At 68.7% G+C, this 14,861-nt stretch carries 14 protein-coding genes; 2 read left to right on the forward strand and 12 right to left on the reverse strand.

All coding sequences use genetic code 11. The features are described 5' to 3' along the window. From HUV01_RS04685 to HUV01_RS04720, 8 genes are all read right to left on the reverse strand, one after another. On the reverse strand, positions 1 to 325 hold a 325-nt coding region (locus HUV01_RS04685; protein WP_302480022.1), incomplete at its 3' end, for a biotin/lipoyl-containing protein. Between the two features lie 132 nt (positions 326 to 457). After that, on the reverse strand, positions 458 to 3,394 hold the full coding sequence (locus tag HUV01_RS04690) for a 2-oxoglutarate dehydrogenase E1 component (protein ID WP_174297150.1): 2,937 nt from the start codon (positions 3,392 to 3,394) through the stop codon (positions 458 to 460). A gap of 154 nt (positions 3,395 to 3,548) precedes the next feature. Continuing rightward, a complete protein-coding gene (gene sucD, locus HUV01_RS04695) occupies positions 3,549 to 4,433 on the reverse strand; it encodes a succinate--CoA ligase subunit alpha (protein WP_174297151.1) in 885 nt (294 codons plus the stop codon). A 39-nt stretch (positions 4,434 to 4,472) separates the two neighbouring features. Next, entirely contained in the window at positions 4,473 to 5,003 is a 531-nt protein-coding gene (locus HUV01_RS04700; protein WP_174297152.1) for a DUF29 domain-containing protein, read from the reverse strand. Between the two features lie 3 nt (positions 5,004 to 5,006). Further along, on the reverse strand, positions 5,007 to 5,972 hold the full coding sequence (gene mdh, locus HUV01_RS04705; RefSeq protein WP_174297153.1) for a malate dehydrogenase: 966 nt from the start codon (positions 5,970 to 5,972) through the stop codon (positions 5,007 to 5,009). A gap of 136 nt (positions 5,973 to 6,108) precedes the next feature. After that, entirely contained in the window at positions 6,109 to 7,224 is a 1,116-nt protein-coding gene (gene zapE / locus HUV01_RS04710; protein WP_174297154.1) for a cell division protein ZapE, read from the reverse strand. Between the two features lie 210 nt (positions 7,225 to 7,434). Beyond that, positions 7,435 to 8,217: a succinate dehydrogenase iron-sulfur subunit gene (locus HUV01_RS04715; protein WP_174297155.1), complete on the reverse strand. Its 783-nt coding sequence runs from the start codon at positions 8,215 to 8,217 to the stop codon at positions 7,435 to 7,437. A gap of 82 nt (positions 8,218 to 8,299) precedes the next feature. Next, positions 8,300 to 8,863, reverse strand: coding sequence for a Uma2 family endonuclease (locus HUV01_RS04720; RefSeq protein WP_174297156.1), 564 nt, complete (start codon positions 8,861 to 8,863; stop codon positions 8,300 to 8,302). Between the two features lie 101 nt (positions 8,864 to 8,964). Here HUV01_RS04720 and HUV01_RS04725 point away from each other — a divergent pair, with 101 nt between their 5' ends. Then, positions 8,965 to 10,011: an SDR family oxidoreductase gene (locus HUV01_RS04725; protein WP_174297157.1), complete on the forward strand. Its 1,047-nt coding sequence runs from the start codon at positions 8,965 to 8,967 to the stop codon at positions 10,009 to 10,011. A gap of 30 nt (positions 10,012 to 10,041) precedes the next feature. Here HUV01_RS04725 and HUV01_RS04730 read toward each other — a convergent pair whose 3' ends face one another. From HUV01_RS04730 to sdhC, 4 genes are all read right to left on the reverse strand, one after another. Beyond that, on the reverse strand, positions 10,042 to 10,758 hold the full coding sequence (locus tag HUV01_RS04730) for a glycoside hydrolase (RefSeq protein ID WP_254606383.1): 717 nt from the start codon (positions 10,756 to 10,758) through the stop codon (positions 10,042 to 10,044). 107 nt (positions 10,759 to 10,865) lie between these two features. After that, the gene (gene sdhA, locus HUV01_RS04735) at positions 10,866 to 12,668 is read right to left on the reverse strand and encodes a succinate dehydrogenase flavoprotein subunit (protein WP_174297158.1); all 1,803 of its coding nucleotides are present in this window, start codon (positions 12,666 to 12,668) and stop codon (positions 10,866 to 10,868) included. Beyond that, positions 12,668 to 13,051, reverse strand: coding sequence for a succinate dehydrogenase, hydrophobic membrane anchor protein (sdhD, locus tag HUV01_RS04740; RefSeq protein WP_174297159.1), 384 nt, complete (start codon positions 13,049 to 13,051; stop codon positions 12,668 to 12,670). Before sdhD ends, sdhA begins: the two co-directional genes overlap by 1 nt. Next, complete coding sequence (gene sdhC / locus HUV01_RS04745) at positions 13,051 to 13,467, reverse strand: succinate dehydrogenase, cytochrome b556 subunit (protein ID WP_438827145.1); 417 nt, start codon at positions 13,465 to 13,467, stop codon at positions 13,051 to 13,053. The genes sdhD and sdhC overlap by 1 nt, the downstream gene beginning before the upstream one ends. A 281-nt stretch (positions 13,468 to 13,748) precedes the next feature. Between sdhC and HUV01_RS04750 the strand changes: the two genes are divergently transcribed. Further along, the coding region (locus HUV01_RS04750) for a methyl-accepting chemotaxis protein (RefSeq protein ID WP_174297162.1) at positions 13,749 to 14,861 on the forward strand (1,113 nt) is incomplete at its 3' end.

Genomic DNA, 14,861 nt, shown 5'->3' on the forward strand with positions numbered 1-14,861 from the left:
CGCGCGCCTGGGTCCTGTCCGGGCTGCCCGACGTCACGCCCGCGGTGACGGCGGGCTGAGGCGCGGCGACCTGCGCGGGAGCGCCGCCGCCGGCGTCGATCGTCGCTATCATCGCGCCGACCTCGACGGTGTCGCCCTCCTTCACCGCATGCTGGCCCATGGTTCCCGCGACCGGCGAGGGGACCTCTACCGAGACCTTGTCGGTTTCCAGGCTGGCGATCGGCTCGTCGACCTGCACGGGATCGCCCGGCCGCTTGAGCCATTGGCCCAGCGTCGCCTCGGTGATCGATTCGCCCAGCACGGGGACAAGGACTTCGGTGGCCATCTCTACTGCTTCCTTAACACTCCGGCAAAAACCGGGGCCAGTTGCGCGACGACGATGATCGGGCGTCACGCTTCGTTGCAACCGTCCTCCCGACCGGACCCCGGCCTTCGCCAGGGAAACGGGAGGAGAACCTTATTTCGTCAGCGTCTGCGTGCGCCGGATCTCGCCCCGCACGCTATGGCCCAGCGCATCGGCGACCAGCGCCGCCTGTTCCAGCTGGTGGCGCTTCATCAGTCCGGTCGCGGGCGAGGCGGCGGCGCTGCGGCCCGCATAGCGCGGACGCCTGGGCGCGATGCGCGCCTCCACCATCGCCTGCTCGACGAACGGCTCGACGAAGCCCCAATATCCCTGGTTGCGCGGCTCCTCCTGCGCCCAGACCACCTCCTCCAGCGCCGGACAGCGCGCAAGCCGCGATGCCAGCGGATCGCCGGGGAAGGGATAAAGCTGTTCGACCCGCACGATCTGCGTATCCCGGTCGCCGGCCGCGTCGCGCGCCTCGATCAGGTCGTAGGCGACCTTGCCGGTGCACAGCACCATCCGCTTGGTCTCCGCGTCGGCGCACGGCGAGGGATCGGACAGGATGCGGCGGAAGTGGCTGTCGCCCTGGAACGCCGCCGCCTGGCTTACCGCCATCTTGTGCCGCAGCAGCGACTTGGGCGTCATCACCACCAGCGGCTTGCGGAAGCCGCGGTGCATCTGCCGGCGCAGCAGGTGGAAGTAGTTGGCGGGCGTCGTGCAGTTCGCCACCTGCATGTTGTCCTGCGCGCACAATTGCAGGAACCGCTCGGGCCGCGCGGACGAATGTTCCGGCCCCTGCCCCTCGTACCCGTGCGGCAGCAGCAGGACGAGGCCGTTGGCGCGCAGCCACTTGGCCTCGCCGCTGGCGATGAACTGGTCGATCATGATCTGCGCGCCGTTGGCGAAGTCGCCGAACTGAGCCTCCCACAGCACCAGCGTCTTGGGATCGGCGAGCGCATAGCCGTATTCGAAGCCGAGCACGCCATATTCGGACAGCGGCGAGTCTAGCACCTCGAAGCGGCCATGCTCGACGGTCTGCAGCGGCACGTACTTGTGCTCGTCGCCCTGATCGACCCACACCGCATGGCGCTGGCTGAACGTGCCGCGGCCCGAATCCTGGCCCGACAGGCGGACGCCATACCCTTCCGACAGCAGCGACCCGAACGCCAGCGCCTCGCCGGTCGCCCAGTCGAAGCCCTCGCCCGACCGGAACATCTGCGCCTTCGCGTCCAGCACGCGGCCCAGCGTCTTGTGGATCGTCAGCCCCTCGGGAACGCCCGTCAGCGTGCGGCCGAGCGAGTCGAACAGCTTGGCGGGTATCCCCGTCTCGACGTTGCGGCGCGCCGTCTCGGCGTCGGCCGGCGCGTGCAGCCCCGACCACCGGCCGGCGAACCAGTCGGCGCGATTGGCCTTGTAGCTCGCGCCGGCCTCGAACTCGCCCTCCAGCCGGGCGACGTACTGGCGCACGTTGTCGTCGATCCATGCCTGGTCGATCACGCCCTCGGCGATCAGCCGGCGGCCATAGACCTCGCTGACCGGCGGATGCTGGCGGATGCGGCCGTACATCAGCGGCTGGGTGAAACTCGGCTCGTCGCCCTCGTTGTGGCCAAAGCGGCGGTAGCACCACATGTCGATCACGACGTCGCGGTGGAACGTCTGGCGGTATTCCATCGCCATCTTGGTCGCGAAGGTCACAGCCTCGGGATCGTCGCCGTTGACGTGGAAGATGGGCGCCTGCACCCCCTTTGCCACGTCAGACGAATAAGGCGACGATCGGGCGAACTGCGGACTGGTCGTGAAACCGATCTGGTTGTTGATGATGAAGTGGACGCAGCCGCCGGTGTTGTAGCCGCGGATCCCCGAGAAGCCGAAACACTCCCACACGATCCCCTGCCCCGCCATCGCGGCGTCGCCGTGGATCAGCACGGGCAGCGATTGCCGATGCTCGTTCAGGTCGCCGGCGATCGTCTGGATCGCGCGGGTCTTGCCAAGGACGACGGGGTCGGCGGCCTCCAGGTGGCTGGGGTTCGCGACCAGGCTCAGGTGGACGTGATGCCCGTCGAACTCGCGGTCGGTGCTGGTGCCGAGGTGGTATTTCACGTCGCCCGACCCACCGATGTCGTCAGGGTTCGACGATCCGCCCGCGAACTCGTGGAAGATCACGCGCAACGGCTTGGCCATCACGTTGGCCAGCACGTTCAGCCGGCCGCGATGCGCCATGCCGAACACGATCTCGCTCACGCCCATCTGGCCGCCGTACTTGATGACGCTTTCCAGCGCGGGGATCATCCCCTCGCCCCCGTCGAGGCCGAACCGCTTGGTCCCGACGTACTTGCGGCCCAGGAACTTCTCCCACTGCTCCGCCTCGATCACCTTGTTCAGGATCGCCTTCTTGCCGATCGGCGTGAAATCGATCGCCTTGCCCTGGCCCTCCATCCGATCCTGCAGGAAGCGACGCTCGTCGACATCGGCGATGTGCATGTATTCCAGGCCGACCGGGCCGCAGTAATTGGCGCGCAGCGTGTCGACGAGTTCGCGCACGGTCGCCCATTCGAAACCCAGCGTGCCGCCCAGATACACCGGCCGATCGACGTCGGCGTCGGAGAAGCCGTGATATTCGGTACGCAGGTCGGCGGGCATCTCGTTCTTGACGAGCCCGAGCGGATCGAGCTGCGCCGCCAGATGCCCGCGCGCGCGATAGGTCCGGATGAGCAGCTGTGCGCGGATCGCATCGGCGGCGGCGCGGATGATGTCGCCCTGCGACGGCGCTGGGGCGGCGACCGGCGCAGGCTTCGCGCCCGGCTTGGACGGCTTTGCGGCCGGCTCCATCTGCGTCGGGTCGAGCGCGGCGGTCAGGTCGTCAGTGGTCGTCGGCGGCCAGGCGGCGTTGGTCCAGCTCGGCCGGCTCGGCCCCTCCAGCCCTTCGAACAGCCCGCGCCACTGCGGCTCGACGCTGTCGGGCGACGCCTGGTAACGCGCGTAGAGCGCATCCACGAACGCAGGGCTGACGCCGCCTGCGATATCGCCGAAATCCTGACCTTCGTAACCCATGGTCTGTTCTCCTGTCCCTTCTCCCACCGGGAGAAGGAGGGGCCCGCCCGGCGAAGCCGGGTGGGAGGATGAGGGTGACGGGGTCTCGATCGCCCTCACCCTTCCGCCGCGTGCCGCGGCTCCCTCCCTCTCCCGACGGGAGAGGGAGGGTGGTTCACCCGTTCAACACGCTCAGCAGCGTCGATCCCAGCTCGCTGGGGCTCGCCGCCACCTTGATCCCGGCGGCTTCCATCGCCGCGATCTTGTCCTCGGCGCCGCCCTGCCCGCCCGACACGATCGCGCCCGCGTGGCCCATGCGGCGTCCCGGCGGCGCGGTGCGGCCGGCAATGAACCCCGCCATCGGCTTGCTTCGGCCACGAACGGCCTCGTCGCGCAGGAACTGCGCCGCCTCCTCCTCCGCCGAGCCGCCGATCTCGCCGATCATGATAATCGACTGCGTAGCCTCGTCGGCCAGGAACAGCTCCAGCACGTCGATGAAGTTGGTGCCGTTGACGGGATCGCCGCCGATGCCCACCGCCGTCGTCTGGCCGAGCCCGGCGTTGGACGTCTGGAACACCGCCTCGTAGGTCAGCGTGCCCGAGCGCGACACGACGCCGACCGAGCCGGACTTGAAGATGCTGCCCGGCATGATGCCGATCTTGCACTCGCCCGGCGTCAGCACGCCCGGACAGTTCGGGCCGATCAGCCGCGACTTGCTGCCGCTGAGCGCGCGCTTGACCTTGACCATGTCGAGCACCGGGATACCTTCCGTGATCGTGACGATCAGCGGCACCTCGGCATCGATCGCCTCCAGAATCGAGTCGGCGGCGAAGGGCGGCGGCACATAGATGACGGACGCGGTCGCGCCGGTCCTGGCGACGGCCTCGGCGACCGTGTCGTACACCGGCAGGCCGAGATGCTCGGTCCCGCCCTTCCCCGGCGTGACGCCGCCGACCATCTGCGTGCCATAGTCCAGCGCCGCCTTGGTGTGGAAGCTGCCGGTCTCGCCGGTCATGCCCTGGGTGATGACCTTGGTGGTCTTGTCGACGAGGATGCTCATGCTGACGCTGGTTCTTTCTGTAGATACGGTGATGAACGATCAATCATCGTCGTCGAGCGGGATATCGCCCTGAAAGTCCGTGCCGTCGTCGACGGGAACCTTGTCAGCGGCAAGATCGTGCGGCCGCGTCATGATCTCTTCCCACGTGTACGGGCAAGTGAGAGGAAACAGCTGCAGGAATACGCCTGTCTCATCCGACGCATCCTCACGGGCTCCGGGATAAACGAAAGCGATCGCCTCCGGCACGCGACGCCTGAAACTTGGGCTTGACGCCAGTTCGCTGTAGACCCGCTTGCGTGCTGCATTGATCGACCGCCGCCATGAGTTGCCACGTTCTCCGGGCTGCCTGTCCCATTTCAGCATGTGAAGCAGGATCAGGCGAATGGCGCTTTGTAACGCGCGAAAGTCCCGCTTCGCCAAGCTCTCCACCTCGTCGGCGATATCGTCGATGTCGAGGTCGACGAATCGGCCCTCCCTGAGGGCAGCCGCCTGATCGTAGATCCACGCCGCGAAGTCGCTGTCCGCCGTGGGGCGGCTCGCCTTCCCGATCTGCGGATCGCGCTCGGCCACGTCTTACGCCTTCAGGCTCTCGTCGATGCCGCGGCAGGCCTCCAGCAGCTCCTTCACCGCGTCGACGCTCACCTGCAGGTTCGCCTTGGCCTCGTCGTCCAGCGCGATCTCGACGATCTGCTCGACGCCGCCCGCGCCGATCACCACCGGCACGCCGACGTAGAGGCCGTCCAGCCCGTACTGGCCCGCCACGTGCGCGGCGGCGGGGAGCAGGCGTTTCTGGTCGCCCAGATACGCTTCAGCCATCGCGATACCGCTGGTGGCGGGCGCGTAATAGGCGCTGCCGGTCTTCAGGAGCGCGACGATCTCGCCGCCGCCGCCTCGCGTTCGCTTGACGATCGCATCGATGCGCTCCCGCGTGGTGCGGCCCATCGCGATCAGGTCGGGCACCGGGATGCCGGCGACCGTCGAATACTGCACCACCGGCACCATCGTGTCGCCGTGCCCGCCGAGCACGAAGGTCGACACGTCCTTCACCGACACCTTGAACTCGTCGGCGATGAAGTGGCTGAACCGCGCGCTGTCCAGCACGCCCGCCATGCCGACGACCATGTTGGTGGGCAGGCCGGAGAACTCGCGCAGCGCCCACACCATCGCGTCGAGCGGGTTGGTGATGCAGATGACGAAGGCCCCCGGCGCGTTCGCCTTGATGCCCTCGCCGACCGCCTTCATGACCTTCAGGTTGATGCCGAGCAGGTCGTCGCGGCTCATGCCCGGCTTGCGCGCGACGCCGGCGGTGACGATGATGACGTCCGCGCCCGCGATGTCAGCGTAATCGTTCGAGCCGGTGATGTCTGCGTCGAAGCCCTCGACAGGCGCACACTGGCTGAGGTCCAGCGCCTTGCCCTGCGGCACGCCCTCGGCCACGTCGAACAGCACGATATCGCCCAAACCCTTGAGCGCCGCGAGATGCGCGAGCGTGCCGCCGATGTTGCCGGCGCCGATCAGCGCGATCTTCTTGCGGGCCATTCGATCCTCCGGTTGCGCGCGCCGTCCCCAGTCGCGACGCGCTCGTCGCGCGGCGGCTTAGGGGCTTCGCACCGCACGGGCAACCCGAAATCATCGTTATTGCACTTGCGAACCATGTGCAATAGTCCGTTGTGCCTTACGCCCCGTGCCCCTTGGCAAGGTACGCGTCCGAGCGCATCTCCTCCAGCCGGCTCGCCGTCCGCTGGAACTCGAACGCGCCGTCGCCGGCGGGATAGAGCGCGTCGGGCTCGGCGTCGGCGGCGGCGAGCAGCTTGACCTTGTGCTCGTACAGCTGGTCGACGAGGCTGACGAACCGCGCCGCCTCGTTGCGGTTGTCGGGGCCGAGCCGGGGCACGCCGACCAGGATCACGGTGTGGAAGGCGCGCGCGACCGCGAGGTAGTCGGGCGTCCCCCGCGCCTCCCCGCACAGGCGGCGGAACGAGAACACCGCGACGCCCTTCAGCGCCTTGGGCACGCGCAGCGTCCGCCCTGCGCTGACGGGCAGGTCGACCGCGGGGACGTGGGCGGCGTCCTCGACCGGGAAGTCGGTCAGGCGATAGAAGGCGGCGGACAGGTCGGCGGTCGCGTGCGCCCCGTTGGGGACCAGCCACGTCCGCTGCCCGCCCAGCCGGTCGCGGCGATAGTCGGTCGGACCGTTGAGCGCGAGCACGTCCATCCGCGCCTCGATCAGCGCGATGAACGGCAGGAAATGCTCGCGGTTGAGGCCGTTGCGATAGAGGTCGCCGGGCGGGCGGTTGGACGTCGCGACCACCGTCACCCCGTCCTCGATCAGCCGGGTGAACAGCCGGGAGAGGATCATCGCGTCGGGCGAGTTGGTGACCATCATCTCGTCGAAGGCGAGCAGGCCCGCCTCGGCGGCGATCGCGGCAGCGACGGGCGGGATGGGATCGCCCTCCTTGCGCCCCGGGCGGGTGCGCTCGGCGGCGAGGCGGGCGTGGACCTCCAGCATAAACGCGCCGAAATGGACGCGGCGCTTGGGAACGCCGACCGCCTGCGCGAAGAACAGGTCCATCAGCATCGACTTGCCGCGCCCGACGTCGCCCCACAGATACGCGCCGCGCGGCGGTTCCGGTGCCCGACGGGTCAGGCGGGCGAGGAGGCCGGTACGCGGCGGCTGGACGAGTGCGGTGGCCAACGCATCGAGCGTGCGGGCGGCGGCGGCCTGTTCGGGGTCGGGGCGCAACTCGCCCGAGGTGACGAGCGCGTCGTAGGCGGCGAGGACGTCAGGCACTCGATAGTCTCACCCAATCCGACCCCGTTCGGCTCCCCTCTACCCCGTTCGGGCTGAGCCTGTCGAAGCTCTGCCCTTTTTCCGGCGGCTGGAGAAGGACAGGCTTCGACAAGCTCAGGACGAACGGAGGTGGGGAAACTCATGCCGAACGAAGGTTGAGGAGCCCAGGACCGATGGAAGCAGGGACGATCGCGCGGGGCGACCGACCCCTCACACCACCCGCTCGGCCTCCAGCTTCTTGGTCTCGGCGATTGCCTTGGCCGGGTTGAGGCCCTTGGGACAGGTGTTCGCGCAGTTCATGATCGTGTGGCAACGGTACAGGCGGAACGGGTCCTCCAGCGCGTCGAGCCGCTCGCCCGTCATCTCGTCGCGGCTGTCGGCAAGCCAGCGATACGCCTGCAGCAGGATCGCGGGACCCAGGAACTTGTCGCTGTTCCACCAGTAGCTGGGGCACGAGGTCGAGCAGCAGGCGCACAGGATGCACTCGTACAATCCGTCGAGCTTGGCGCGGTCAGCCGGCGACTGGAGCCGCTCCTTGCCCGAGGGCGGGGGGGTGACGGTCTGAAGCCACGGCTTGATCGAGGCATATTGCGCGTAGAAATGCGTGAAGTCGGGGACGAGGTCCTTGATGACCTCCATGTGCGGCAGCGGGGTGATCTTGATCGGCCCCTTGATGTCCTCGATCGCGGTGGTGCAGGCGAGGCCGTTGCGTCCGTCGATGTTCATCGAACACGACCCACAGATGCCCTCGCGGCACGAGCGGCGGAAGGTGAGCGAGGAGTCCTGCTCCGCCTTCATCTTGATGAGAGCGTCGAGCACCATCGGGCCACAGCTGTCGAGATCGACCTGGAACGTGTCGTAGCGCGGGTTGGCGCCGCTGTCGGGATCGTAGCGATAGACCTGGAACGTCTTCAGGCGGGTAGCGTCGGACGCGGCCGCATGCGCCTGGCCCTTCTTGACGACGCTGTTCTTGGGCAGGCGAAACTCGGCCATCGCGGGCGCTCCTATGCTGCTATCCAGCTATGGCTTCCGCCATCGGGACGCAACCCTTCGAACGGCGATGCTCGATCATGCGTCAATCGCGCGCGAATATCTCCGCATGCGGCATGCTGACGCCCAGCGACGGAAGGTCGAGCGCGGCGGGCGCGACAAAGGCGGTGTCGTTCCACGACTGCGGACCCGCTCGCTGCAACACGCGCAGCCGCTCGGTCTCCGGATCGACGAGCGCGATCGTCTCGACGGTGTCGATCGAGCGGTATTCGTCCAGCTTGACGCCGGCGTCCGTCGTCCGCGTCGACGGCGACAGGATCTCGACGATGACGCGGGGCGCATGAAGGAACTGATCGCTCCCGGCGTCGCCGGGCGCACCGCAATCGACCGTCACGTCGGGATATCGCACCGACCGGTCGTCGCTGCGCACCTTCATGTCGGAGCCATAGGTGCGGCAGCCCGAGCCGCGCAGGGCGGCATGAAGATAGGCGAGGACATTGCCCTGGACGCGCGCATGATCCCGCGTTCCCCCCGCCATCATCTGGATGACACCGCGATCGAGCTCCGCCTTGAGCCCGGGACCGAAGTCGATCTCCAGGAACTCCTCGACGGTCAGGAGACGGGGATGCTGGAGTGCGGAACTGGCCATGCGACCGGTATACCATATACCCGCCGGCCCGCGAAGATCGGACCGCGACCGGAACTGTGGCGCGCGCCCCACGGTTGGACGGACGATCAGGAGACCCGTCGATGCCACCGCCCGCCACGCCGACCCCGGCGCCTTCCCTCAAGCCATTGTCGCGACAGGTCGTCGTCGTCACCGGCGCCAGTTCGGGGATCGGCCTCGTCACCGCCAAGGCCTTTGCCTGGAAGGGCGCGAAAGTGCTGCTGGTCGCGCGCGACGAGACGGCGCTGGCGCAGGCGGTGAAGGACATACGGTCGGCCAGTGGAACGGCCGACTATCACCTGGCCGATGTCGGCGACCGGGCGCAGGTGATGGCGGCGGCGGCAGCGGCGATCGCGCTGTTCGGACAGATCGACACCTGGGTCAACGATGCCGGCGTCGCGATCTATTCCGCGCTGCTCGACACGCCGGAGGACGAGCACCGCAGGCTGTTCCAGACCAACTATTTTGGCGTCGTCCACGGCTGCGAAGCGGCAGCGGCGCATCTGGACGTCGTTGACGGCGCGGGCGCGATCATCACCGTGGCCTCGATCGCATCGGACATCCCCAGTCCGCTGATGGGCGCCTATTGCGCGAGCAAGCATGCGGTGAAGGCGTATGTCGAGACGCTCAGGATCGAGCTGGCCAGCGCGGGCTCGCCCGTGTCGGTGACGCTGGTCAAGCCATCCGGCATCGACACGCCGATCGCGCGGCACGCCGCCAATCACGTCGGGGGCGAGCAGGCGGGCGCGGCGCGCATCCCGCCTCCGGTCTATGATCCGGACCTGGTCGCCGACGCGATCCTCGACGCGGCGGTGAACCGCCGGCGCGACATCACGGTTGGCGGCGCGGGCCGCACGCAGGTGCTGTTCGCCCAGCATTTCAAGGGGCTGTACGAAAGGCTTGCTCCGATCGCGGCCAGGGCGTTCACCGATCCGGACCGTAACCAGCCGCGACCGAGCAACCTGTTCGCGTCCGCCGGACCGGCGACCGAGCGGTCGGGCGAACAGTCCGGGCTGCGCACGAGCCTGTATACCAAGGCTGCCGAGCATCCGCGCGCGACGGCGCTGGGCGTCGGCGCGATCGTCGGCGCCGCCGCGCTGCTGCTGTTCCGCAAGGGCGAGGAGGACTAGGCCGACGGCGCTCCCGCGGACCGGCGCAGCCTAGCACACCTCCGCCGTGTTCGCCGGCAACGGCCCCGGCGGGACGCGCAGCGGCGAGCGCCACCAGCGATCCGCCGCCAGCCGGTGTCGCTCGCCATAGGCGGCGCGCAGCGCCGAGGCGAGCGCCGGGTCGTAGGCGGCGAGGTCTTCGTGGCTCAGCACCGTATGGCCGTCGAACCGCGCGACCGGCGCATCGTCGAACCAGAACTGCGTGCCCACCGCCCAGTATTCGGTGACGGTGGTGCTGGCGTACTCGCCCTTCCAAAGCCCGGCAGCCATCGCGTGGCGGTACGCCGCCTGGATTCGGGCATGGAGCGGCCTGTCGGCGGCGTAGATCGCGTCGAACACGTCATGCCCCATCTCGTGGACGAAGATGTCCTGACCGGCATAGCGGCTGTGCGGCAGCCCCAGCAGGTCCTCCGCTCCGCCCGACGTCAGCAGCCCGGCCATGCCGCGGGCACGGGCGTCCCAATATTGCCGGTCGGACAGCTGCCCGATCCGCTCGGCATAATGCTTGCGCTCACAACGGGTGAGGCGCGGGTCGTCTCTCGCGGGCTTCTTCCAGTCGCGCTGCTCGGGCAGGTCGGTGGTGCTCTCGTCCTCCGCCATCACCGCCACCCGCTGCCCGTGCGCGACGAGCTTGGCGGCAAGGTCCGGCCGCGCGGCGAGCAGCTCGACGACGAGATCGCGCGCGACCTCCAGCGCCTGCGCCGGCACGCGAGCGGAACCGACGACGGGGATGCCGGCGGCATCAAGGTGCTGCGTGTAGAAGGGGACGACCGGAGGCGTCGCCGCCGACGCGAACGCCAGGGCGGCGAGAGCGATCAGTAGACCCGCTTCTTCGGCTTGATGTACGTCGCGTCGTCGGTCAGCGTGTAGTCGTGCACCGGGCGGTACGCGATATCAACCTTGCCGCCGGTACCGCCCCAGCCCGCGAACGTCGCGATGGTGTGCTTCATCCACTCGCCATCGTTGCGGTCCGGATAATCCTCGTTGACGTGCGCGCCGCGGCTTTCGGTGCGGTTGGCGGCGCTTTCCATCGTCACCACCGACTGCGCGAGCAGGTTGTCGAGCTCCAGCGTCTCGACCAGGTCGGTGTTCCAGATCAGCGAACGATCCTTCACGCCCACGTCGCCCAGCCGGGCATAGGTGGCGGCGATCTTCTCCTGGCCTTCGGACAGGAGCGCATTGTCGCGGAACACCGCGCAATGCTTCTGCATCGTGCGCTGCATGTCGACCCGGATCTCGGCGGTCGGCGAGCCGCCGGCGGCATGGCGGAACTTGTCGAGCCGGCTGATCGACAGCTCCTCCGAGCCCTTGGGCAGCGGGTTGTGCGACTTGCCGGGCTTCAGCGTCTCCCTGAGGCGCAGGCCCGTCGCGCGACCGAACACGACAAGGTCGATCAGGCTGTTGGAGCCCAGCCGGTTGGCGCCATGGACCGACACGCACGCCGCCTCGCCGACCGCGAACAGGCCGGGCACGATCGCGTCGGGATCGCCGTTCTTCAGGTGGACGACCTCGCCATGATAGTTGGTCGGAATGCCGCCCATGTTGTAGTGGACGGTGGGCGTGACGGGAAGCGGCTGGCGCGTCAGGTCCACGCCTGCGAAGATCTTGCCCGTCTCGGTGATGCCGGGCAGCCGCTCGTGCAGCACCTTGGGATCGATATGGTCGAGGTGGAGCCAGATGTGGTCGCCGTTCTTGCCGACGCCGCGCCCCTCGCGCATCTCCAGCGCCATAGAGCGCGAGACCACGTCGCGCGACGCCAGGTCCTTGGCGGACGGAGCGTAGCGTTCCATGAACCGCTCGCCCTCCGAGTTGGTGAGGTACCCGCCCTCGCCGCGCGCGCCCTCCGTGATGAGGACGCCCGCGCCATAGATGCCAGTCGGGTGGAACTGCACGAACTCCATGTCCTGCAGCGGCAGCCCGGCGCGCAGCACCATCGCATTGCCGTCGCCGGTGCAGGTGTGCGCCGACGTGGCGGAGAAATAGCAGCGGCCATAGCCGCCCGTCGCCAGTACGACTGAATGCGCGCGGAACCGGTGAATAGCGCCCGTCTCCATGCACAGCGCGATCACGCCGCGGCAGACGCCGTTCTCCATGATGAGGTCGAGGGCGAAATACTCGACGTAGAAGTCCGCGTCGTACTTCAGCGACTGCTGGTACAGGGCATGGAGCATCGCGTGGCCGGTGCGGTCGGCGGCGGCGCAGGTACGCTGCACCGGCGGCCCCTCGCCCATGTTCTGCATGTGGCCGCCGAACGGGCGCTGGTAGATGGTGCCGTCGTCGTTGCGGCTGAACGGCACGCCGGCGTGTTCCAGCTCGTACACCGCCGCCGGCGCCTCGCGGCACAGATATTCGATCGCGTCCTGGTCCCCAAGCCAGTCGGAGCCCTTGACGGTGTCGTACATGTGCCACGACCAGTGATCGGGCGAGTTGTTGCCGAGCGATGCGGCGATGCCGCCCTGCGCCGCGACGGTGTGGCTGCGCGTCGGGAATACCTTGGTGATGCAGGCGGTCTTGAGGCCGGACTCGGCGATGCCCATCGTGGCGCGCAGCCCCGATCCGCCTGCGCCCACGACGACCGCGTCGTAGCTGTGGTCGATGATCTGATAGGATGCGGGCATCAGGCGAGGCTTCCAGAAGCGATGCGCAGGATCGCGAACAAGGCGACGCCGGCGACGATGAGGGTATAGGCGTTGAGCAGCACGGTCAGCACGACGCGGCTCTCCGCATGGGCATAGTCCTCGATCACCACCTGCAGCCCGAGCCGCATGTGATAGACGACCGAGCCGACGAGCAGTGCGATCGGCACCACGACCCAGGCCGAGCGCAGCCAGTCGTGCAGCGCGACGAAGTCGAAGCTCGACGCCCTGGCGAGCGAGAACATCAGCCACGCCATCAGGAACAGGTTCGATCCCGCGGTCAACCGCTGGCGCCACCAGTGATGCGTGCCCTCGTGGCTGGAACCCAGGCCCCGGACGCGGCCGAGTTGCGTGCCCGTACCCATCAGCGCAACCCCATCCAGAGCCAGAAGATCGCGGTGAGCAGCACCGATGCGACCATCGTCGCCACCGCGCCCTGCTTGTTGACGCGCAGTTCGTAGCCGGCGCCGGTGTCGAGCACTAGATGGCGGATGCCGGTCATCATGTGCTGGAACAGGCTGAGCGTCAGGCCGACGCCGACCACCCACCCGACAACGTTCAACCGCCCGGACGCGACGGTGAAGATGTCCACGAACCGCGCATAGGCGACAGGACCCGCCGCGATCGCCGCCAGCCACCAGGTGAACAGCGGCAGCCCGACCAGCGCCATCCCCGTCCCCGTCGCGCGGTGCAGGATCGACACCGTCATGTGCGGACCCCAGCGATAGATGCCGATGTGCGGGGAAAGCGGGCGCGCACGCACCGGAGTGATACTGGCCAAGAAGCTGCATCCTGAAGGAAGTGACTGACGATCTATGTACGCCCGCCATGCTGCGATGCAAGCACGCGCGCCCTCGCGCTGCGGCTTAACCCGCCCCTAACCACTTCGATCATAGGCATCGGGGCGGGCCGGCATCGCGCAGCGCCGCGCCGACCAACGGGCCAATGACCAGACCAGTGACCAGGGGAGCCGAAACCGCCGTGAACACCCCCGCCCCGCCCACGCCGGACTCGCTTCCCGCGCCCGGCTCGCTGTCCGCCCGCGTCGATGCCGCCGCGCGGATGCGCGCCTTCGATCCCGACGGCACGCTCCAGGCGACCGCCCGCGCGATCTGGGCGATCGTCGAGCCGGACGCGGACGAAATCGTCCGCGCCTATTGGGGGCATGGCCAGCGCGTCTTTCCCCGCGGCCAGGGGCTGGCGCTCGACGAGGCACAGGCGCTGGAGACGGGCCGCGCGTTCCTGACCAAACGCTACACCGAAGCCGGCGCCGGCGGCTGGATTGCGATGCTGGAGTTCATCGTCCGACGCAGCTACCTGTCCGGCGTGCCGACGATGGAGCTGCTCGCCATCAGCTGCACCAGCGACCGGGTGACGCTGGACCTGATCGTGCGCCGCGTGCGGCCGGACGATCCGCGCTTCGCCGGGTTCGTGGACGCGCTGATGCGGCTCGCCGCCATGGAGGCGGAGGTCACCGCCGAGCTGCACGACGCCTTCGTCCGCCACGCGGCCGGGTGTTCGCGCGAGCGGCTCGTCGCCGAGTTCCGCGACGGCATCGCCGCGACCGTGGAGGTGGCGAGCCAGGAGGGGTCGCAGCTGCGCGACCAGGCGGTCCGCTCGTCGGCCGCGGTGCGCGGCGTGCTGGGCAAGGCGAGCGAGGTCGCCGCCGCCGCCGAACAGTCAGCGGTCGCGATGCGGGAGGCGGCGTCCACCTCCGCGGGGCTGATCCGCGCGATCGAGGACGCGCGCCGCGAGGTAGAGACCGCGGCCGAGATCGCCACCCGCGCCTCCGCGCAGGCGGGCACGGCCGTGGGGATGAGCGAGACGCTGTCCGACCACGCCAAGTCGATCGAATCGATCCTGGGCCTGATCCGCGACATCGCCGGCCAGACCAACCTGCTCGCGTTGAATGCCACGATCGAGGCGGCGCGCGCCGGGGACGCGGGGCGCGGCTTCGCGGTGGTGGCGCAGGAGGTGAAGAGCCTGGCGAGCCAGACCGCGCGCGCGACGGACGACATCGCCGCCAAGATCGCCGCCATCCAGTCCGCCACCCGCTCCACCGTCGAGACCAACGCCAGCATCAAGGCGACGGTCGCCGAGGTGCAGGAGAGCGCCGAGCGCATCCGCTACGCGATGGAGGCGCAGGCGCAGACCGTCACCGCCATCACCGCCGCC

The sequence above is a fragment of the Sphingomonas bacterium genome (assembly GCF_903643035.1).
Lineage (GTDB): Bacteria > Pseudomonadota > Alphaproteobacteria > Sphingomonadales > Sphingomonadaceae > Sphingomonas.